At 63.6% G+C, this 18,722-nt stretch carries 20 protein-coding genes; 6 read left to right on the top strand and 14 right to left on the bottom strand.

Annotated elements, in window-relative coordinates:
- The first annotated feature begins 176 nt into the window (after positions 1–176).
- Positions 177–1,478 carry an MFS transporter gene (locus K414_RS0103320; RefSeq protein ID WP_027494645.1) on the top strand — a complete coding sequence of 434 codons (1,302 nt, stop codon included), beginning with the start codon at positions 177–179 and terminating at the stop codon, positions 1,476–1,478.
- Positions 1,479–1,562: 84 nt separating this feature from the next.
- Here the strand turns inward: K414_RS0103320 and K414_RS0103315 are convergent, their stop codons facing one another.
- From K414_RS0103315 to pdhA, 8 genes are all read right to left on the bottom strand, one after another.
- The gene (locus K414_RS0103315; RefSeq protein ID WP_027494644.1) at positions 1,563–1,856 is read right to left on the bottom strand and encodes a helix-turn-helix domain-containing protein; all 294 of its coding nucleotides are present in this window, start codon (positions 1,854–1,856) and stop codon (positions 1,563–1,565) included.
- Positions 1,853–2,257 (bottom strand): VOC family protein, encoded by a 405-nt coding sequence (locus tag K414_RS0103310; protein WP_027494643.1) that lies wholly within the window; start codon positions 2,255–2,257, stop codon positions 1,853–1,855. The genes K414_RS0103315 and K414_RS0103310 overlap by 4 nt, the downstream gene beginning before the upstream one ends.
- Before the next feature lie 99 nt (positions 2,258–2,356).
- Entirely contained in the window at positions 2,357–3,283 is a 927-nt protein-coding gene (locus K414_RS0103305; protein WP_027494642.1) for a zinc-binding dehydrogenase, read from the bottom strand.
- A 131-nt stretch (positions 3,284–3,414) separates the two neighbouring features.
- The gene (locus K414_RS0103300) at positions 3,415–4,293 is read right to left on the bottom strand and encodes a LysR family transcriptional regulator (RefSeq protein ID WP_027494641.1); all 879 of its coding nucleotides are present in this window, start codon (positions 4,291–4,293) and stop codon (positions 3,415–3,417) included.
- A gap of 104 nt (positions 4,294–4,397) precedes the next feature.
- Positions 4,398–5,765, bottom strand: coding sequence for a dihydrolipoyl dehydrogenase (gene lpdA, locus K414_RS0103295; RefSeq protein ID WP_027494640.1), 1,368 nt, complete (start codon positions 5,763–5,765; stop codon positions 4,398–4,400).
- Positions 5,762–7,018, bottom strand: coding sequence for a dihydrolipoamide acetyltransferase family protein (locus K414_RS0103290; RefSeq protein WP_027494639.1), 1,257 nt, complete (start codon positions 7,016–7,018; stop codon positions 5,762–5,764). The genes lpdA and K414_RS0103290 overlap by 4 nt, the downstream gene beginning before the upstream one ends.
- Entirely contained in the window at positions 7,015–8,019 is a 1,005-nt protein-coding gene (locus K414_RS0103285; RefSeq protein ID WP_027494638.1) for an alpha-ketoacid dehydrogenase subunit beta, read from the bottom strand. Before K414_RS0103285 ends, K414_RS0103290 begins: the two co-directional genes overlap by 4 nt.
- A complete protein-coding gene (pdhA, locus tag K414_RS0103280) occupies positions 8,016–9,131 on the bottom strand; it encodes a pyruvate dehydrogenase (acetyl-transferring) E1 component subunit alpha (protein ID WP_027494637.1) in 1,116 nt (371 codons plus the stop codon). The genes K414_RS0103285 and pdhA overlap by 4 nt, the downstream gene beginning before the upstream one ends.
- Positions 9,132–9,289: 158 nt before the next feature.
- Here pdhA and K414_RS0103275 point away from each other — a divergent pair, with 158 nt between their 5' ends.
- Positions 9,290–9,775 (top strand): Lrp/AsnC family transcriptional regulator, encoded by a 486-nt coding sequence (locus K414_RS0103275; RefSeq protein WP_032368670.1) that lies wholly within the window; start codon positions 9,290–9,292, stop codon positions 9,773–9,775.
- A 28-nt stretch (positions 9,776–9,803) separates the two neighbouring features.
- Here K414_RS0103275 and hppD read toward each other — a convergent pair whose 3' ends face one another.
- Positions 9,804–11,009 carry a 4-hydroxyphenylpyruvate dioxygenase gene (gene hppD / locus K414_RS0103270; RefSeq protein WP_027494635.1) on the bottom strand — a complete coding sequence of 402 codons (1,206 nt, stop codon included), beginning with the start codon at positions 11,007–11,009 and terminating at the stop codon, positions 9,804–9,806.
- 162 nt (positions 11,010–11,171) lie between these two features.
- On the opposite strand from hppD, the gene K414_RS0103265 reads away from it, so the two are divergent.
- Entirely contained in the window at positions 11,172–11,684 is a 513-nt protein-coding gene (locus tag K414_RS0103265) for an Lrp/AsnC family transcriptional regulator (RefSeq protein WP_027494634.1), read from the top strand.
- A gap of 6 nt (positions 11,685–11,690) precedes the next feature.
- On the opposite strand, the gene fahA is transcribed toward K414_RS0103265, so the two are convergent.
- From fahA to K414_RS0103245, 4 genes are all read right to left on the bottom strand, one after another.
- Positions 11,691–12,857 carry a fumarylacetoacetase gene (gene fahA / locus K414_RS0103260; RefSeq protein ID WP_027494633.1) on the bottom strand — a complete coding sequence of 389 codons (1,167 nt, stop codon included), beginning with the start codon at positions 12,855–12,857 and terminating at the stop codon, positions 11,691–11,693.
- Between the two features lie 19 nt (positions 12,858–12,876).
- Positions 12,877–13,695, bottom strand: a complete 819-nt coding sequence (locus K414_RS0103255; protein WP_051364914.1) for a hypothetical protein — start codon at positions 13,693–13,695, stop codon at positions 12,877–12,879.
- On the bottom strand, positions 13,662–14,855 hold the full coding sequence (locus K414_RS0103250) for a homogentisate 1,2-dioxygenase (RefSeq protein ID WP_027494631.1): 1,194 nt from the start codon (positions 14,853–14,855) through the stop codon (positions 13,662–13,664). Before K414_RS0103250 ends, K414_RS0103255 begins: the two co-directional genes overlap by 34 nt.
- Before the next feature lie 71 nt (positions 14,856–14,926).
- The gene (locus tag K414_RS0103245) at positions 14,927–15,454 is read right to left on the bottom strand and encodes a MarR family transcriptional regulator (protein WP_027494630.1); all 528 of its coding nucleotides are present in this window, start codon (positions 15,452–15,454) and stop codon (positions 14,927–14,929) included.
- A 93-nt stretch (positions 15,455–15,547) separates the two neighbouring features.
- On the opposite strand from K414_RS0103245, the gene K414_RS29255 reads away from it, so the two are divergent.
- A complete protein-coding gene (locus K414_RS29255) occupies positions 15,548–15,757 on the top strand; it encodes a hypothetical protein (protein WP_032367822.1) in 210 nt (69 codons plus the stop codon).
- On the opposite strand, the gene K414_RS0103235 is transcribed toward K414_RS29255, so the two are convergent.
- Complete coding sequence (locus K414_RS0103235) at positions 15,729–16,130, bottom strand: hypothetical protein (RefSeq protein WP_027494629.1); 402 nt, start codon at positions 16,128–16,130, stop codon at positions 15,729–15,731. The genes K414_RS29255 and K414_RS0103235 overlap by 29 nt on opposite strands.
- 83 nt (positions 16,131–16,213) lie before the next feature.
- Here K414_RS0103235 and K414_RS0103230 point away from each other — a divergent pair, with 83 nt between their 5' ends.
- Positions 16,214–17,095 carry a class III extradiol ring-cleavage dioxygenase gene (locus K414_RS0103230; protein WP_027494628.1) on the top strand — a complete coding sequence of 294 codons (882 nt, stop codon included), beginning with the start codon at positions 16,214–16,216 and terminating at the stop codon, positions 17,093–17,095.
- 202 nt (positions 17,096–17,297) lie between these two features.
- Positions 17,298–18,719: a triacylglycerol lipase gene (locus K414_RS0103225; protein WP_027494627.1), complete on the top strand. Its 1,422-nt coding sequence runs from the start codon at positions 17,298–17,300 to the stop codon at positions 18,717–18,719.
- Positions 18,720–18,722 lie beyond the last annotated feature (3 nt).

Raw genomic sequence — 18,722 nt, 5'->3', positions numbered from 1 at the left:
ACGCGACCACCTTGACAAACTACGGTGGCGCCGGTCACAGTAATTACCGACCGAATGGACGGTGAGTTTTATCCGGTTCGTCGGTTACCTGAATCCGCCGCTGTTCATACCCCACGTCACTCCGAACTGTCGCTCGCTCTCACGAGCGCCGGAGCCCGAACGAAACGAGATCGTCGATGACAACACAGGTCGAGACGCCCACCGGGGTGTCGCGTGAGCATCGCCGCGCCGCGATGGCCAGCATGGTCGGAACCACCGTCGAGTGGTACGACTTCTTCATCTACGCGCAGGCCGCGTCGTTGATCTTCGCTCAGCTGTTCTTCGCGCCCATGGGCTCGTCCGGACAGCTGGTCGCCTACGTGACCATCGGTATCAGCTTCGTGTTCCGTCCTCTCGGGGCCATCGTCGCGGGGTACTTCGGCGACAAGATCGGTCGCAAGAAGGTCCTCATCGCGACCCTCACCCTCATGGGCGCGGCCACCGTCGGAATGGGACTGCTGCCCACCTACGCGACCATCGGCATCTGGGCTCCGATCATCCTGATCGTGTTGCGCATCCTGCAGGGATTCTCGACCGGCGGCGAATGGGGCGGCGCGGCATTGATGGCCGTCGAGCACGCGCCGAAGGGCAAGCGCGGAATCTACGGTGCCGCAACGCAGATGGGTGTTCCGCTCGGCATGCTCATCGCGGTGGGAACGTTGGCACTGTGCACCGGTTTGCTCAGCGAAGAGCAGTTCGAGGCCTGGGGCTGGCGTATTCCGTTCCTCATCAGCTTCGTGCTGATCCTGGTCGGCTTCTACATCCGACGCCGCGTCGAAGAGACTCCGGTGTTCAAGGAGCTCGCAGAACGCAAGGAGCGCAACCACACTCCCGTTCGTGCACTGTGGCGCACCAACAAGAAGCAGGTCATGCTGGCCGCGCTGTCGTTCGTCGGCAACAACGGCAACGGTTACATCATCGTCGGTGGCTTCATCGTCGCGTACTCGACGAGGGAGCACGGGCTCGCCCGTGTGGACGTGTTGGTGGCCAGTCTGTTCGCGGCTCTCGTGTGGGGTGTGTTCACCCTGCTCGGTGCGTATCTGTCCGACCGCTACTCCCGGACCGCCATCATGAACCTGGGCAACGCGTCAATGGTGTTGTGCGCCATCCCGTTCTTCCTGCTCGTCGATACCGGTGAGCTGCAGTGGATCTACGTGGCCCTCGGACTCTTCGCCGTCGGACTCGGCCTCGCCTACGGACCACAGCCGGCGCTGTACGCCGAAATGTTCCCCGCAGCAGTCCGATTCAGTGGAGCATCCATCGGCTACGCCATCGGCACCGTGCTCGGTGGAGCCTTCGTCCCCACGATCTCCGAGGCACTGTTCAAGGGAACGGGTACCTCGATGTCGATCTCGATCTACCTGATGATCCTGGCGGCGATCTCGTTCATCGCGACCTCGCGCATCAAGAACCGTAGGGACGAGGATCTGAACGTCTGACCCAACGACGACAGCCCCGCAACCAGCCCAGTTGCGGGGCTGTCGTCGCGTATGTGGCCCAGACGGTGTTCGTTCCGCGTGAGCTCAACTAACCTGTGTTGCAGCCTCTTTGCCCCATTGTTCGAGTGCGACAATTGCGTCACGCAAGGCGAGACCTCTCTCGGTCAGCGCGTACGCGCGAGTGTTGTGCCGAAGGGGGAGACGGGTCAACACTCCTGCCGCTTCGAGTTCGCGCAGCCGGGTAGCGAGCATGTTCGTCGGTACTCCCAGGTCGCGCTGCAGATCGCCGTACCGTTGCGGTTCCTTGAGCAGTCGCTCGACAATAAGAAGTGCCCACCGGGCACCGACGATGTCGAGGGCGGCGGCGAGGTCGCTCATTCGGCCGTATCGGTGTCCGGCTTCATCCAGAACGGCGAGTAGTGGTAGCCGTCGAGGTCGTCGAACTGCCGTTGATACATGAAGGCGTAGTCATCGATGTCTCCGATGCGTCCACCGGCAGCACCGGCCCGCTCGGTGAGCTCGTCGACCGCCTCGCGACTACCGAGGTCGAACGAGACCGTGACCTTCGACGGGGTGTGGGGACCGCCGATCAGCTCCTCGGTGCCACCCACGCTCGCATACATCTCGCGGCTTCCGAGCATGACGTACTGCCCCGGTGTGATGGCGAAGCACGACACGTTGTGGTCGGACATCTCGGGGTTGAGCGTCCAGCCGAGGGCTGTGTAGAAGGCGGTTGCGCGCTCGACATTCTCGACGGGACAGGTGATGAACAGGCTCATGCAGTGATACTTGCAAAATGCAAGCTGGCAGTCAAGGGTCGTGCCCGCTGACCGTTTGGCATGTCACCGTGTTGGCCTCGAGTAATCGATGATGCAGTTTCAGTGGGAGATCGTGAGTACAGCTTTTCCGCCGGGCAATTCGCGTCGTTTCATCAGTTCGATGACATGAATGAGTTCCGACCAGTCGACGCAGTACCCGGGTGTCGGATCGAGGCGGCCGTCGGCGGCCAAGCCCACGAGCAATTCGAGGTCCTCGCGTTCGGGGTACGCGACTGCATACGACATGTAGTTGGTGATCGTTGCGCCCTCGTGACCCATGAACGAGAACACATCGAGCTCGGCCTTGCTACCAGAACTGTTGCCGATCATTACCAGCGTGCCACGGGGTGCCAGCACGGACAGTGCCGCTTCGAGTACTGCGCCGCCAACTGATTCGATAATCAGATCGAAGGGACCTGATGCATCCGACGGTGTAGTAGTGACCTCGGTTGCTCCGAGTTCGATCAGTTCGCTGGCTTCGTTCTCGCCGGCTGTCGTGGTCGCTGTGACCGACGCACCTGCGGCACTTGCCAATTGGATCTGAAATCGACCCACGCCGCCGTTGGCGCCGGTGATCAGGACCTTGCGTCCCAGGAGGTCGCCACCCATACGCACAGTGCGTAGCGCGGTCAGCCCCGCCATTGGTAGAGCGGCAGCGATGTTGGTGCCCAACGTATCCGGGAGGACTGCCATTCGGTCGGTGCGCACGGCTGCGAGTTCGGACCATCCGGCTCCGTCGACCATTCCGACAATGGGTGTGCCTGCTTTGGGTCCGCTCCCGTCTGCGGCCGCATCGATCACGACGCCACTGATGTCCTGGCCGGGTCGCCAGCCGTGGCCCCTCGCGGCCATGAGGGAGAGTTCCCCGCGGTTGACAGAGAACGAATGGATCTGCACGAGAGCCTCATCGGCGGCCGGCTTCGGATCTTCGGCTTCGAGGCGTTGGATGGGAGTATCAGAGTCAGGGGTGTTGATCGTCGTGTACATCGGCGTATCCGATCTCGTCGTGTGGTCACACCGCGAGGGTGTGAATCTGTACGACGACGAGTCAACGCCGATCCGTCGGTGTGAACCAGAATCAATTCGTGCACTCAGCGTTCACGAAAAACAATCGGAGGTCAGATGCGGGCGCACGCTTCGGCCAGGGCGTCGACGAGTGTGGTCCGTTCTCGTACCGCCAACCACATCTGCACGGCCATGCCAGGATCGGTCACGGGCCGGAAGGTGACGCGTTCGGTCGACAGCGCTTGTGCTGAGCCCTCGTACATCGCTGTCCACGATGGTGGTCCCGAGCCGAGTTCGAGCACTGTCGCTTGTAGATCTCGGAATGGAACTCCCGTGGCCGGCTCGAACCCGGCGTCCGCACAAGCACGGAGCACGGTGGCGGCGAAGGCGGGGTTCTGCTCGGACGGAATCAGACGCAGCGGAAGGTCCGCCAGATCAGATAGCGTGAGATCGGGTTTGGAAGCCAGTGGGTGGCGCGTGGGAATCGCAACGACGATCCGGTCGAACCACGCCGGAGTCATCTCCAGATCGTGATCGTTCCTGGGCAGGCGAACAAGTGCGGCGTCGAGTGCTCCCGAACGAACAGCGTCGAGTTGCTCCCACACCTGCCCGATTTCCAGTGTGACGAGCAGATCGGGAAACTGAGTTCCAAGGTGGTCCAGCACCAGATCGACGCGAGTGCCCGAGCCTCCAGCTATCCCCAGTCGCAGGTGTGGTGGCCCGTCCGGCTCATCGGAGCGAGATTGCACAGTCGCCGCGGCGTGTGCCACCGCGTCGAGCACTGCATGAGCCTCCGGGACCAGCCTGCACCCGGCGGGGGTGAGTGTCACCTGACGTTTGGACCGGTCGAACAACGGCTGACCCAGCTCGTGTTCGAGTCTTCGAATCTGTTGACTGACCACGGCCTGGACCACGTGCAATCGTTCCGCCGAACGGGCGAAATGCAGTTCCTCGGCGACCACTAGAAAGTATCTGAGCTGCTTGATCTCCATGTCGAAACCGCCCCCTGCTCGGACCCCGCGTTCATAGAACCTACCGATCAGTATCCATTGTGTCCTGCTCGTCCGCCGGATGGAAAGACATCGACCACCAATGCTCAGCTATGCGCGTGCAACGGCCTACCCGAGAGCGCCATCATTGCCTCACCGAATGCTTCGTTCTGAGTGGGGTGGGCGTGCACGAAGCTACCGACCTCCGATGGCAGTGCTTCCCATGCCACCGCGAGTTGCGCCTCGCCGATCAGCTCGCCCACGCGGTCACCGACGAGGTGAACCCCGACGACGGGGCCGTCCTCACGTGCGCGAATAACCTTGACTCCGCCCGCGGTGGCGAGGATGCGGCTCTTGCCGTTGCCGCCGAGGTCGTAGACTACCGAGGTCACGGTGCCGTACTTCTGCTCCGCGGCCTTCTCGGTGAGTCCGACCGATGCGACCTCCGGATGCGAATAGGTCACGCGCGGAACGAGATCACCGTCGATGCGTGCCGGTGCGAGGCCGGCGATGTGCTCGGCGACGAACATGCCGTGCTGAAAACCGCGATGAGCCAACTGATACCCCGCCACGATGTCGCCGACGGCATAGACGCCGTCCGCGGTGGTGAGCAGATCGTCGTCGACAGTGACGAAGCCCCGTTCGGTGACAATGCCCTGCTCGGCCAGACCAAGGCCATCGGTACGGGGTCCACGACCGACGGACACGAGCACAAGATCTGCGGCGAGGGTGTCTCCGGAGGACAGTGCCACTGCGACGTCGTCGGAAGATTCGGTCACGGTCTCGACCTTGGTGCCGGTACGAATGTCGATGCCGCGTTTGCGCAATGCCTTGGTCAGCTGCTTCGAGGACCATTCGTCCTCACCCGGAACGATGCGATCGAGGGCCTCGACGACGGTGACCTTGGCACCGAAAGAGGCCCAGATACTGGCGAATTCGATACCGATGACACCGCCGCCGAGCACGACGACAGGCTCGGGGATACGGTCGAGCGACAGTGCGCTGTCACTGGTGAGCACACGTGGGCCCAGTTCCATACCGGGGATGGTGCGCGAATACGACCCGGTGGCGAGAACCAGTGAAGCCCCGGTGATGCGTCGCCCATCGACTTCGACGGTGCGAGGACCGACCACCTGACCACGGCCCGAGACGATCTCGATTCCCGGACGTTTCAACAAGCCTTGCAGTCCGGAATACAAGCCTGCGACCACACTGCGCTGATAGCCCAGTGCCGCAGGCATATCCACGCCAGCAAACGATGCGGTGACGCCGACATGCGCCGAACCGCGCACCGCGTCGGCGACCTCGGCGGTGTGCAGCAGCGCCTTGGTGGGGATGCATCCGCGATGCAGGCAGGTGCCGCCGAGCTTGTCCTCCTCGACCAATGCGACCGTCAGGCCGAGTTGCTCGGCGCGCAGGGCGCAGGAGTACCCACCTGATCCGCCACCGAGGATGAGAACGTCGACGTCACTCATCGGACGGATCCCAATGCCACGACGGGGTTCTCGACGAAATCAGCCACGGTGCGCAAGAAACCGCCGGCCACTCCGCCGTCGCACACGCGGTGATCGAACGCCAATGACAGCTGCGCAACCTTGCGGACGGCCAATTGGCCGTCGACCACCCACGGGCGGTCGATGATGCGTCCGATGCCCAGGATCGCGGCTTCGGGATGGTTGATGATCGCGGCCGAGCCGTCGACCCCGAACACTCCGTAGTTGTTGAGGGTGAACGTTCCGCCGCTCAGTCGAGCTGCGGGGAGAGAGCCGGTTCGCGCGAGCTCGGTCAGCTCGGCCAACCGCTCAGAGAGCTCCTTCAGATCGGCCTTGTCGGCCTGCGGCACAACAGGAACCATCAATCCGCGATCGGTCTGCGCGGCAATGCCGAGTCCGACGTTCTCGTATCGCAGGATCTCGCCCGCCGCAGTATCGACCGTGCTGTTGAGCTCGGGGAACTTGGACAGCGCGATCATCGTCAGCTTTGCCAGCACCGCTAGCAGCGTCACCTTCACGCCGTCGACGGAGGCGTCGAGGTCACGTCGGGCTTGCAGCACAGCCGTCGCGTCGACGTCGACCCAGACGGTCGCCTCGGGAATCTCCGTACGACTGCGAGAGAGTTTGTCGGCGATGGTCTTACGAATCCCGGTGATGGGAATTCGCGTGACGCCCTCCGGCGAGGAAGCATCGGCCGAACCGGCCAAGGCGCGTTCCACGTCCGCGCGGGTGATCACGCCGTGGCCGCCGGCTGTCTCGATAGACGCCAGATCCAACCCACCCTGCAGTGCCATGCTCCGAACAATGGGGGAGAGCACCTTCGGTGCATGTGAGTGGAAATTCGTAGCCTGGGTCGAGTTTCCACTCACATGCGAAGCTCTTTTTCGGCGGCCGGTGGGGCCGTGTCCCGTGCCATAGCCGATCAGCACATTTCCTGAGCCGGCGCGTTCTTCTTCGCGGTATCGCTCGTGGGCTGCAGGCGTATCGGCGACGGCACCGCCGGTGATGCTGATCAGGGGAGCGCCGACGGCGAGTGAGGTGCCCTCGGCCGCATGCAGCTCGCCGACAACACCCTCGAATGGGCAGGGCACCTCGACGGAGGCTTTCGCGGTTTCCACTTCGACGACGACCTGATCGATGGTGACGGTGTCGCCGGGCTTGACCTTCCACTCGACGATCTCGGCCTCGGTCAGTCCTTCACCGAGATCGGGGAGCAGGAAGACCTGCATGCTCATACCGTGACCGCCTTGCTGAGGTCGGGCGCGTCGTTCCACTGCAGTCGGTCGATGGCATCGAGCACACGGTCGGCGGACGGTAGGTGGAAGTGTTCGAGTTTCGGTGCCGGGTAGGGAATGTCGAGTCCGGTCACCCGCAGCACCGGCGCGTGCAGGTGGTGGAAGCAGCGCTCGGAGACGCGCGAGGCGATCTCCGCCGCGACGCCGGAGAAGCCCTGCGCTTCCTGAATCACGATGCAGCGTCCGGTCTTCCGTACCGAGGCTGCGACGCTTTCGTCGTCGAACGGATTGATCGACCGCAGATCGATCACCTCGACGCTCCGGCCGTCCTCGGACGCGAACTCTGCTGCCTGCATGGCAACCGAGACGGTGGGGCCGTACGCGAGCAGAGTGACGTCGGTACCGGCACGACGCACGACGGCGGTGCCGATCGGCTCGGTCTTCGCCAGCTCGATGTCGTCCTTGGAGAAGTACAGCCGCTTCGGTTCGAGGAAGATCACCGGATCGGGATCTGCGATGGCGTCACGCATCAGCGAGTACGCGTCGGCGACGGTGGACGGGGAGACGACTTTCAGGCCCGGGGTGTGCGCGTAGTAGGCCTCGGACGAGTCGCAGTGATGTTCGACGCCGCCGATGCCGCCCGCGAATGGAATGCGGATGACCATCGGCGCGGTGAGTGATCCGCGAGTTCTGTTGCGCAGCTTTGCAACATGGGACACGATCTGCTCGAAAGCCGGGTAGGCAAAGGCGTCGAACTGCATCTCGACGACGGGCTTGTAGCCCGACATCGCCATGCCGATCGCGAATCCGACGATGCCGGACTCCGCGAGCGGGGTGTCGAAGCAACGATCGTCACCGAAGTCTCGGGTCAGTCCGTCGGTGACGCGAAAGACTCCGCCGAGCGTGCCGACATCCTCGCCGAAGACAACGACCTTCTCGTCCTCGGTCAACGCGTCGCGCAGGGCGGCGTTGAGGGCTCCGGCCATGGTCATCGTGGTCATGACAGTTCTCCTGCTGCGATCTCGGCGGCGACCTGATTTCGCTGTTCGATCAGGCCGGGGGTGGGGGAGGAGTAGACGAACCGGAACAGATCCTCGGGGTCGACGTCCTGCTCGACGTTCATGCCCGCGCGAAGTGCCGCGGCATCGGCGTCGGCGGATACCGTCATCTGTTCGCGCAGCTCGTCGGTGAGCAGACCCTGGGCTTCGAGGTAGGAATCGAGGCGCGAGAGCGGATCTCGGGCCAACCACCCTTGCACCTCGTCTGCCTTGCGGTAGCGAGTGGCGTCGTCGGCGTTCGTGTGTGCGTCCATGCGGTAGGTGTGCGCCTCGACGACCACCGGTCCCTTGCCTGCTCGGACGTACTTCACGGCCTCGTCCATCACGGCCATCATCGCGATCGGGTCGTTGCCGTCGACCTGCTCGCTGCCGATGCCGTAGCCGACGCCCTTGTGCGACAACGACGGAGCTGCAGTCTGACGCGCGAGTGGAACGCTGATGGCGAATCCGTTGTTCTGCACCAGGAAAATCACCGGTGCGCGGAACACCGCGGCAAAGTTGAGGGCCTCGTGGAAGTCGCCTTCACTGGTCGCGCCGTCACCGCAGAACGCGAGGGCGATGGTGTCTCGTCCCTGCTTGGCCTCGGCGTAGGCGAAACCGGTCGCGTGCAGCAATTGTGTTGCCAGAGGTGTGCATTGGGGAGCGACCTTGTAGGCGGTGGGGTCGTATCCGCAGTGCCAGTAGCCGGCGAGCATGCCGAGCAACTCCACCTGGTCGACGCCTCGCGCCGCGAGAGCCATCGAGTCACGGTACGTCGGGAACATCCAGTCCTGCTCACCCAGGCACAGGGCTGCGGCGATCTGGCAGGCCTCCTGGCCGCGGGAGGACGGGTAGACCGCAAGCCGACCCTGTTTGGTCAATGCTGTTGCCTGCTGGTCGAATCGGCGACCGTGCACCATCGAGCGGTACATCTCGAGCAGGCGCTCGTTCGACGGGTGTGCGTAGCGGGCGGCACTGTCCACGCCCGTCCCATCGGGTGCGAGGTACTGCACGGGACGGTCGGCAGGCATGAACTGTTGGTAGGACGTTGCCGGAACCTTCTCGACGGTCGTCATGGGGCATTCTCCTGAGATCGGCTTGTACGGTGATTCTGGCCGAATCGGTGAGGAAGAAGTCCTATGGTCGTAGGATTGCAGACATATTGCCGACACTTCAGGTACGAACTGACTATCTGTCGGATCGGCGTAGCGAACCACCAGGTAGGAGCGGACGAATGGACGACGTCTCGAGACGTGTGGAATTGGACGACACGGATCGTCGCATCCTCGCCGAGCTGACTGCCGACGGGCGGGTCTCGATGCGGGTGCTGGCCGATCGATTGAATCTCTCTCGGGCACATACCTATACACGGGTGGACAGGCTCAAGGATGCGGGTGTCATCGAACGGTTCACCGTGCAGGTGGATCACGGGGCGTCCGGGCTAGGGACCTCGGCGTTCATCGCGTTGTCGATCCGTCAGGATTCGTGGCGCAGTGTGTCCGAGGGGTTGCGGTCGATGGAATTCGTCGACCACTTCAGTTTGCTCGGAGGGGATTTCGACGTGCTGGTACTCATCAGGACTCCCGACAACGAGAGCCTGCGGCAAGTCGTGCTGGAGGGCCTGCAATCGCTCGACGGCGTCCGGGCGACGCGCACGTGGTTGATCTTCGACGAGGACCGAGGTGGTCTGGGACGAACTGCGCCGCCCACCGAACGCTGACAGTGGGCGGCGTCGTTCGGGGTACGGGTCAGAAGTTGCCGCGAGCGTCCTGCTCACGTTCGATGGCCTCGAACAGTGCCTTGAAGTTGCCGATGCCGAAGCCGAGCGAGCCGTGGCGTTCGATCATCTCGAAGAACACCGTCGGGCGATCGACCAGCGGCTTGGTGAAGATCTGCAGTAGGTACCCGTCCTCGTCTCGGTCGACGAGAATTCCGCGCTTCTGCAACTCTTCGATCGGCACTCGGACCTTACCGATACGGGCTCGCAGTGCGGGATCCTCGTAGTACGAATCAGGAGTGGCGAGAAATTCGACGCCCGCCGCGCGGAGCGCATCGACCGAAGACAGGATGTCGTTGGTCGCCAGCGCCAGATGCTGTGCGCCCGGGCCGCGGTAGAAATCCAGGTACTCGTCGATCTGTGAGCGCTTCTTCGCGATGGCCGGCTCGTTCAGCGGGAACTTCACTCGGTGGTTGCCGTTGGAGACGACCTTGCTCATCAAGGCCGAGTAATCGGTGGCGATGTCGGCCCCGACGAACTCGGCCATGTTCGTGAAGCCCATGACGCGGTGGTAGAAGTCGACCCACTCGTCCATCTTGCCGAGCTCGACATTGCCGACCACGTGATCGAGAGCCTGGAAGATGCGCTTGGGAGCGCCTTCCGGTCGCTGCAACGTCGACGTCCGCGGTACATAACCGGGGAGGTAGGTGCCGGTATAGCGGGAGCGGTCGACCAACGTGTGTCGGGTGTCGCCGTAGGTCGCGATGGCCGCGGTGCGGACCGTGCCGTGCTCGTCGGACATGTCGGTCGGCTCTTGTAGTACGCGCGCGCCCTGCGCTCGCGCATGCTCGATGCATCGGTCGACATCGGGTACGGCCAGCGCGATGTCGATGACGCCGTCGCCGTGGCGCGTGTGGTGTGCCACCAGTTCGCTGTCGGGGTCGACGGCTCCCTTGATGACGAAACGCACTGCGCCGGACTTGAGCACGTACGCGTGGTGGTCACGTTGGCCGGTCGTCGGGCCCGAGTACGCAACGAGCTCCATGCCGAACGCGGACTGGAAGAAGTGCGCGGTCTGCGTCGCGTTGCCGACCACCCACACGATGGCGTCCCAGCCACTGACGGGAAAGGGATCTCGCTTGTCGTCGTACTCCACGAGTCCGACGAGCTGCCGCAGCTGATCGGCGTCGAGATCGGCGAGCTTCTCGTCGTCGTTGAGGATGTTGTCGAGGCTCATGAAAGCTCCTGGTTGGTCCGAGTGAGACACACTGTTCCGCCCAGCCCAACATCGCGGTGCAGGGGAGTCAATCGACGCCTGAATAGCTGTCCGTGCTGTGCAGATAGGGCAGGTTGTTCCGCACTTTGCTATACGATTCGTATAGCAAAGTGGAGGTGCGTCATGGAATCGACGTTGGACGAATTGGACCGGGCGATGCTCGCTGCGCTGCACGACAATTCGCGGATCGGCGTGCTCGAGCTGTCGCGAACGCTCGGTGTTGCACGTGCGACTGTGTCGGCCCGCCTGCAGCGATTGGAGGACAGCGGTGTCATCACCGGCTATCAGCCTCGAATCGGTTTGGCAGCAGCCGGTTACGGCGTGCAGGCGTTCGTCACATTGGAGATTGCCCAGGGTGCGCTCGGCGACGTCGTCGCCGTCCTGGAGCAGATACCCGGAGTGTTGGAGGCATTCGCGACAACCGGCGTCGGCGATGTGTTGTGCCGGGTCGCCGCGGCGTCTCATGACGATCTGCAGCGTACGTTGATCGCGCTCAATCAATCTCGCACGATCGCGCGGTCGACCAGTGTTGTCGTACTCTCGCAATTGGTCGAGTTCCGGGCACTGCCGTTGCTCAACAGCGCCGAGTCCGATCGAACCCCCAGAGCCCCCGCATACCGACGGGCGCACGAGTGACGGGCCTCAGGCCGGAACGATCCGGCCACGGACGTCGCCGAACCCGATACGACACCCGTTCGGCCCCGGAGCGCTGGCGGCGATGACGACCTCGTCGCCGTCTTCGAGGAAGGTCCGGGTCTCCGCGCCGAGTGACACGGGTTCCTTACCACCCCAGGTGAGTTCGATGAAGGCACCGCGCTGATTCTTCTCGGGTCCCGAGATGGTGCCCGACGCGAACAGGTCACCGGTTCGGGATGTCGCGCCGTTGCTGGTCTCGTGAGCCAGCATCTGGGCCGGCGACCAATACATCGAACTGTACGGCGGACGGGATACGACGTGGCCGTTCCACGTGACGGACAGATCGATATCGAGTGCCCAGGAACGGGATTCGCGGAGGTGTTCGAGCGGCGCGGGCTCCTGCGCCGGTGTCGACACCCGCGCCTGATCCAACGCGAGCAAGGGGACCACCCAGGGCGAGATGGACGTCGCGAAACTCTTGCCGAGGTTCGGCCCCAGCGGCACGTACTCCCAGGCTTGGATGTCGCGAGCAGACCAGTCGTTGACGATGACGACACCGAACACGTGCTCGGAGAACTGATCCGGCGAGATGGGACCATTCGCCGGAACGCCGACGACAAAGCCCATCTCTGCCTCGATGTCCAGTCGACAAGATGGGCCGAACGTGGGTGACGCCTCGTCGGGTGCCTTGCGTTGACCGTTCGGGCGCTTGACATCTGTACCGGACACGACAACCGTCCCTGCCCGGCCGTGATACGCCACGGGCAGGTGCTTCCAATTCGGTAGCAGCGGTTCGGCATCGGGACGAAAGAGTCGGCCGAGATTGGACGCGTGGTGCTCGGACGCGTAGAAGTCCACGTAGTCCGCAACTTCGAACGGCAGATGCATCGTGACATCGGAAACCGAGACGATCGCTTCCGTGGGGGTCGTGCCACTGACGATCATGGCGGTGACGGACTCGCGAACCTCGACCCACCGACTGCGGCCGCGCGCCATGAAAGCATTGAGGCTGGGCGAGGCGAGATCCGAATCGTTCAGAGCGACAAACAGATCGATTACATTGTCGCCGTAGCGGACTCCGACCCGAGCGTCCGAACCAGGAGTACTGAAAATGCCGTAAGGAAGGTTGTCGATTCCGAACTCGGAGTCGGCGGGGATGTCGATGTGCGTCATGAACGGCGCGCTCCTTGGTTCACTGAGGTGGGACGAGTCCGAGGCGGACCAGGTCGTCCAGCGGTTCGCGGATGCTGCAGGTGCCGAACGAGGCGAAGGCGCGTTGACCCTCGATCCCGGCGACGAGACCGGCGAGGACGTCGGCGTCCCGGATCGCCAGGATCTTCTCGAGCTCGCCGACGCGTGCGCCGCTGTGTGCGGCCTGCGCCGCGAGGATCACGTTGAGGAAACCGTGTTGCTCGAAACCGTTGTGGGGATCGGTGTTACGGGCGGCGTGGTGCAGACCCGCGGTGGCTTTGAAGTGGACCTCGCGCTGTGCCGCCTTGTAGATGGACCCGGCAAGCTCTCGCTCGTCCGGGTACTCGTCGGCCGTGACGCCGCCGGTCCTGAATTTGGCGCGATACCCGAACTCGTCGACTGCGTCGAAGATGTCGTCTCGTCGGGAGTCTCGGGGGATTTCGACATAGATGTCGATGTCCTGAGTGATGTTGCGCAAGGCGTCGATGTTCGTGCCGTCGGGTACGGCCACTTCGACGGCAACGACCGTCACGCCGGCGGTCCGGTCGGCGGCGCGTAGGCCTGCCTCCACGCTGCCCGGACCGGCAGGTGCGGTCAACGCGACCTCCATCCGGGCGCCCAGGACGAGTTCGTGCACCCGGTCCATCGGAACGACCAACGGGCCGACGAGGTCTGCGAAAGAACTCGCCCGGTACTCGAGATGTTGTGCTGCAGCAACATCGAGTGGTGCATTGCCGGGAGGGAAGGCAGCGGCGTCGTCGCACAGGCGGTGGAAGAACTTCGGGATCATCGGTTCGGCCCCCGGCCTGCCCACGTCCACGCATACCCGGTGTCCTCGCACGCGAGCGCTCCTTCACCGAGTTCGAGGGGGCGGAAAGTATCGACCATGACGGCCAGTTCGTCGAAGAACTCGGCGCCGATACTGCGTTCGTATGCACCGGGTTGCGGACCGTGAGCATGACCGCCCGGATGCACCGAGATCGATCCCTGGCCGATTCCGGAACCCTTGCGGGCCTCGTAGTCGCCGCCGACGTAGAACATGATCTCGTCGGAGTCGACGTTGGAGTGGTAGTACGGCACCGGAATTGCGAGCGGGTGGTAGTCGACCTTGCGCGGAACGAAATTACAGATCACGAAGTTGACCCCCTCGAATGCCTGATGCGCAGGCGGCGGTTGATGCACACGGCCGGTGATCGGTTCGTAGTCGGAGATGTTGAACGTGTACGGATACAGGCAGCCGTCCCACCCCACCACGTCGAACGGGTGTTGCGGGTAGACGTAGCGGGTTCCGACGATGCCCGTCGAACCACGGTGCTTGACAAGTACTTCGATGTCTTCGCCGTCGGCGAGTAGAGGCTCGGTGGGGCCGTGCAGATCGCGTTCGCAGTAGGGAGCGTTCTCGAGCAACTGGCCGTACTTCGACAGGAACCGCTTCGGTGGAGCGATGTGACTGTTGGCCTCGATGGCGTAGGCGCGCAGGGGGCCGTCGGGAATCCAACGGTGCGTCGTCGCACGCGGAATGAGCACGTAGTCACCCTGCTGCGCCTGGAGAGTACCGAACACCGTTTCGACGGTGGCAGAACCGGATTCGACGTAGACCATCTCGTCACCGATCGAATTGCGATACAGCGGTGAAGTTTTCGATGCGACGATGTAGGACAGTCTGACGTCGGCGTTGCCCAGAACGAGGCGTCGTCCGGTGACCACGTCGGTGTCCGCCACCGTGGATTCGGGAAACAGCTCGTGCAACTTCAGGTGCCGCGGCACGAGCGGATGGTTGGGCGTCGTCGATTGATCGGGCAGGTCCCACACCGTGGCATCGACGATGGCCGACGGTATGTGGCGGTGGTACAGCAGAGACGAGTCCGAGGAGAAGCCCTCTTCGCCCATCAGCTCCTCGTAATAGAGGTTGCCGTCGGGAGTTCGGTGCTGGGTGTGCCGCTTCGGCGGAACCGATCCGAGCTGCCGGTAGTAGGCCACGTGCTCTCTCCTGAGTTCTGTCACCGCTTGTAGTAAAGACATTAACTACTTTCACGTGATCTACGCAACCTTCAGTTGCGCCCCCGTACGTCGAACTGGCTGCGGTTGGTGATCAGTTTGGTCAACAGCATCACCAGGATTCGCTGTTCGGGTTCGGTGAGCGCGCTGGCCCATGCGTTCTCCCGTTCGTTCTGTTCGGCGAACGCCGCGACCATCTCGTCGTGCCCCAGCGCGGTCAGGGCGAGGCGCACCGAACGTCCGTCCTTCTCGTCGGGCGTGCTGGCGAGCAGGCCGCCGGAGATGAGTGTCTTGGACAGGTTCGACACGGCGGCGCGGCTCATGCCGGTCAATTCGGCTGCTCGTCGCGGCTCGATCGGGCCGGCGAGCCACGTGACGAACATCAGCCGAAACGACGACCACGACCAGCCTCGCGGGCGATGAACCGTCGACTCGAGGTCGTACGTGACAATGTTCGACGCTCGGTTCAGTGTCAGCAGAACCTCGGTGGCCAGCTGATGCTCGAACCCGTACTCCCGGGCCAGTGTGGTGTTGGCGGTGTCGATGAACGACCAGAAATCGGGCTCGGGTGCGTCGGTCACGGATTCACTGTAGCCACGAACACATCTGATCAACACCTTTACTACTCACGCAGCGAGATTCGTGTCCCACCGAGGAGGGGCCATGATGGACCCATGAGCTCGAAGAACCTGTTCGGTGGCCCCCGCACCCTGCTGATCGTGGCAGCAGTGGTCATCGTGATCGCACTCGTCGCTGCTGCCGCGACCCTGATCGTCCGCGCCGTACTCGGACCGCCTGAGGGGGAGAACAAGTTCGAGATCCAGGGTTACTCTCTCGTACAGGTCGATCCCCAGGTCAGCGACCTCGCGCTCGCCACACGCTAGCCGACTCTGCACCGACCTGCGGGTCGTGCGTCTGCTGAAAATTTCGCCCGCCGCGCGCGAATGTGCGGAGTGTGGCGGCGGGTACCTCGTGTTCGGGAACGGGCTCGCCGATCCACTCGCAGTCACGGACGAAGGTCAGGTTCGACGCCACCGCGTCGGCGCTGTGATCTTCCCGCAGTGGGCCGGTAATTCGGCCGAGGAAGTACTCGCCGTGCTCGGTTCGCGTCCAGACGAAAGATCCGTCCGCGACCTGCTCGAAACGCTCGACCCGTCGTAGCGAGCGTTCGTCGTTCGCCGACATACCGCAGAGTCTGTAGGTGAGGGCACGCTCGACGCCATTCGGCATCGGGGCGCGGTAGACGGCGTCCGGCATACGTTCGAGAGTATCGATGCTGGCCGGAATGCCCAATGGGTGCTAAGTTGAAGATTCAACTTAGGTACTTCGAAGGACCCGCCATGACTTCTGTGATAAACCCGCCCGTCGCGGGTGCCGCATTCGATGCGTTTCTCGCCGACGCAGCACCCGCGAGCCGGTCGCAGCAGATGTGGACCCCGCACGACGGGCCGATGCCCGCGCTGTACATCAGTCACGGTGCACCCCCGGTGTTCGACGACGCGCTCTGGATGAACGAACTCTTCACCTGGTCGCAGTCGATGCCTAAGCCGAAGGCGATCCTGATCGTCAGCGCACACTGGGAAGAGGCCCCGTTGAGCCTGTCCGCGACGGCTGCGGCGACACCACTCGTCTACGACTTCGGTGGATTTGCCCAGCGTTACTACTCGATGGAATACCGGACTCCCGACGCTCAGGCGCTGGCTGCACGGGTGGCCGCGGCCATTCCGGCGTCGGAGAACCTGCATCGGCACACCGCGCGCGGACTCGATCACGGTGCCTGGGTGCCGCTGAAGGTCATGTATCCCTACGCCGATGTCCCGGTTCTGCAATTGAGCCTGCCGACGCACGCCCCCGATCGGCTGATGGCGATAGGCGCTGCGCTGAAGGAACTTCGGGCCGAGGGTGTGTTGGTCATCGGTTCCGGGTTCATGACCCACGGACTGCCGTTCCTGTCCCGGGAGAATTTCGCTACGAACACCGTGCCGACGTGGTCCGAGGACTTCGACCTCTGGGCTGCCGACGCCTTGTCTCGCGGTGACGTCGGGACTCTCGCCGACTTCCGCAGTGCCGCACCGGGAATGCCGTACGCGCACCCCACTGTCGAACATTTCACGCCGTTGTTCGTCACCCTCGGTGCCGCCGAGAATCCGGAAGCTCCGGTGACGACGGCCATCACCGGCTTCCAGTTCGGTTTGGCGAAGCGATCTTTCGCCGTCGCGTGACGAACGGGAACTAATCCGTGCAATTGGGCTCGATTCAGTTCTGAATCTTTTTCGGTTCGGGGATTGTTATCCACGCCACTTCGCTCTACAGTTCTCAGCACTATCTCGGACATCGGTGTCCAAGATCGTCGGATGCGCTGTACGAAATGTCGCCGGGCGCGCGTCCCGTGGACCCCGTTGTCCGGCGCGAAGGAGTACAGCTGTGTCTTCTGCCCGATCTTGGACGCTGCGGGTAGCGATCGGTGTGGCGACCGTAGCCGCCGCCGTTGCCGCTACGACCAGCCCCGCTTCCGCTGAACCCGAATCCAGCGGTCCGGCCGGTGTGGAGGTTCAGCCGCCTCTGCCGCCGCTCACGTGGCCGAAGATTCCCGAGTTCGACACCGACTTCTACCTTCCTCCCGCCGACGTGGTGGCAGCGGCCGCGCCGGGCCAGATCATCGCCGCACGGCCCGTCGAGCTCGCTACTCTCAACGTCATTCCCACACAGGTCGACGCGTGGCAGTTGTCGTTCCGGTCCAACAACGGGCGCGACGAGCCGATCGCCGCCGTGACCACGGTCATCAAGCCGCGTGGAGTGCCTGCGGCACCGCGTCCGTTGATCTCCATCCAGGTGGCCGAGGATTCTCTCGCGGCCTACTGCGCTCCGTCGTACGCGATGCGAGCGGGTGCCATCCCCTGGCCGGTGACCGGCGCGGTGACGTCGGGCGCTCAATTCCTCGAAGTGCAGGCAGCGTTGGCGCAAGGATGGGCGGTGTCGGTACCCGATCATCAGGGCCCGAACAATTCGTTCGCCGCCGGGCCGGTCGCCGGCCGGATCACACTCGACGGCATCCGAGCTGCCGAGAATTTCGCGCCGATGCAGTTGGCCGGGGAGGCCACCAAGGTGGGGATGAGCGGCTACTCCGGTGGCGCGATCGCCACCGGGCACGCAGCAGAACTGGCCGAAAACTACGCCCCTGAGCTCGATATCGTCGGAGTCACCGAGGGCGGCACCCCGGCCGAACTCGGGGCATTGGTCGACAACGCGAACAACACCCTGGGATCGGGCATCGTGGCCGCCGGCATCATCGGTGCCAGCCGCGAGAGTCCCGAGCTGGCCGCCTTCATCGACGAACACGTCGACCCGTTCGGTAGAACGTTGTTCGCGGCCAAGGACAACCTCTGTGTCGGCTACTCGTCGGCGCTGCTGCCGTTCGTCAACCTGAAAGGCTTGCTGCACACCGACGGCGACCCGATCCAGCAACCGGTGGTGAAGAAGGCCCTGTCTGCGATGCAGCTCGGCCGTACCACTCCGAACATGCCGCTCTACGTCTACCATTCCAACCCGGACTGGCTGGTGCCGATCGGGCCGGTCAACGCGATGGTCGAGTCGTACTGCAGCCGTCCGGGTGCCGACGTCACCTACACCCGCGATCATTTCAGTGAGCACATCAGCTTGGAGCTGATCGCGTTTCCGAGTGCGGTGTTGTGGATGCGCGACCGATTTGCCGGTGTTCCGGTGGAACCGGGTTGCCGGACGAACGATGTCGGCTCGATGGCGCTCGACACGCGTGCACACCCGACGTTCGTCGCGGCCGTCGGCGAGATAATCGCCGGATTGTTCGGGAAGCCGATCGGGTCGTGATGG

The organism is Rhodococcus sp. JG-3 (genome assembly GCF_000482405.1).
Lineage (GTDB): Bacteria > Actinomycetota > Actinomycetes > Mycobacteriales > Mycobacteriaceae > Rhodococcoides > Rhodococcoides fascians.
The sequence above is the reverse complement of the archived record's forward strand: the minus strand, read 5'-3'. Positions and strand labels throughout refer to the sequence as shown.

Excerpts from the sequence above, each read along its gene's own strand:
- K414_RS0103320 (WP_027494645.1), top strand. The coding sequence starts at position 177 with ATGACAACACAGGTCGAGACGCCCACCGGGGTGTCGCGTGAGCATCGC.
- K414_RS0103315 (WP_027494644.1), bottom strand. The coding sequence starts at position 1,856 with ATGAGCGACCTCGCCGCCGCCCTCGACATCGTCGGTGCCCGGTGGGCA.
- K414_RS0103310 (WP_027494643.1), bottom strand. The coding sequence starts at position 2,257 with ATGAGCCTGTTCATCACCTGTCCCGTCGAGAATGTCGAGCGCGCAACC.
- K414_RS0103305 (WP_027494642.1), bottom strand. The coding sequence starts at position 3,283 with ATGTACACGACGATCAACACCCCTGACTCTGATACTCCCATCCAACGC.
- K414_RS0103300 (WP_027494641.1), bottom strand. The coding sequence starts at position 4,293 with ATGGAGATCAAGCAGCTCAGATACTTTCTAGTGGTCGCCGAGGAACTG.
- lpdA (WP_027494640.1), bottom strand. The coding sequence starts at position 5,765 with ATGAGTGACGTCGACGTTCTCATCCTCGGTGGCGGATCAGGTGGGTAC.
- K414_RS0103290 (WP_027494639.1), bottom strand. The coding sequence starts at position 7,018 with ATGAGCATGCAGGTCTTCCTGCTCCCCGATCTCGGTGAAGGACTGACC.
- K414_RS0103285 (WP_027494638.1), bottom strand. The coding sequence starts at position 8,019 with ATGACCACGATGACCATGGCCGGAGCCCTCAACGCCGCCCTGCGCGAC.
- pdhA (WP_027494637.1), bottom strand. The coding sequence starts at position 9,131 with ATGACGACCGTCGAGAAGGTTCCGGCAACGTCCTACCAACAGTTCATG.
- K414_RS0103275 (WP_032368670.1), top strand. The coding sequence starts at position 9,290 with ATGGACGACGTCTCGAGACGTGTGGAATTGGACGACACGGATCGTCGC.
- hppD (WP_027494635.1), bottom strand. The coding sequence starts at position 11,009 with ATGAGCCTCGACAACATCCTCAACGACGACGAGAAGCTCGCCGATCTC.
- K414_RS0103265 (WP_027494634.1), top strand. The coding sequence starts at position 11,172 with ATGGAATCGACGTTGGACGAATTGGACCGGGCGATGCTCGCTGCGCTG.
- fahA (WP_027494633.1), bottom strand. The coding sequence starts at position 12,857 with ATGACGCACATCGACATCCCCGCCGACTCCGAGTTCGGAATCGACAAC.
- K414_RS29255 (WP_032367822.1), top strand. The coding sequence starts at position 15,548 with ATGAGCTCGAAGAACCTGTTCGGTGGCCCCCGCACCCTGCTGATCGTG.
- K414_RS0103235 (WP_027494629.1), bottom strand. The coding sequence starts at position 16,130 with ATGCCGGACGCCGTCTACCGCGCCCCGATGCCGAATGGCGTCGAGCGT.
- K414_RS0103230 (WP_027494628.1), top strand. The coding sequence starts at position 16,214 with ATGACTTCTGTGATAAACCCGCCCGTCGCGGGTGCCGCATTCGATGCG.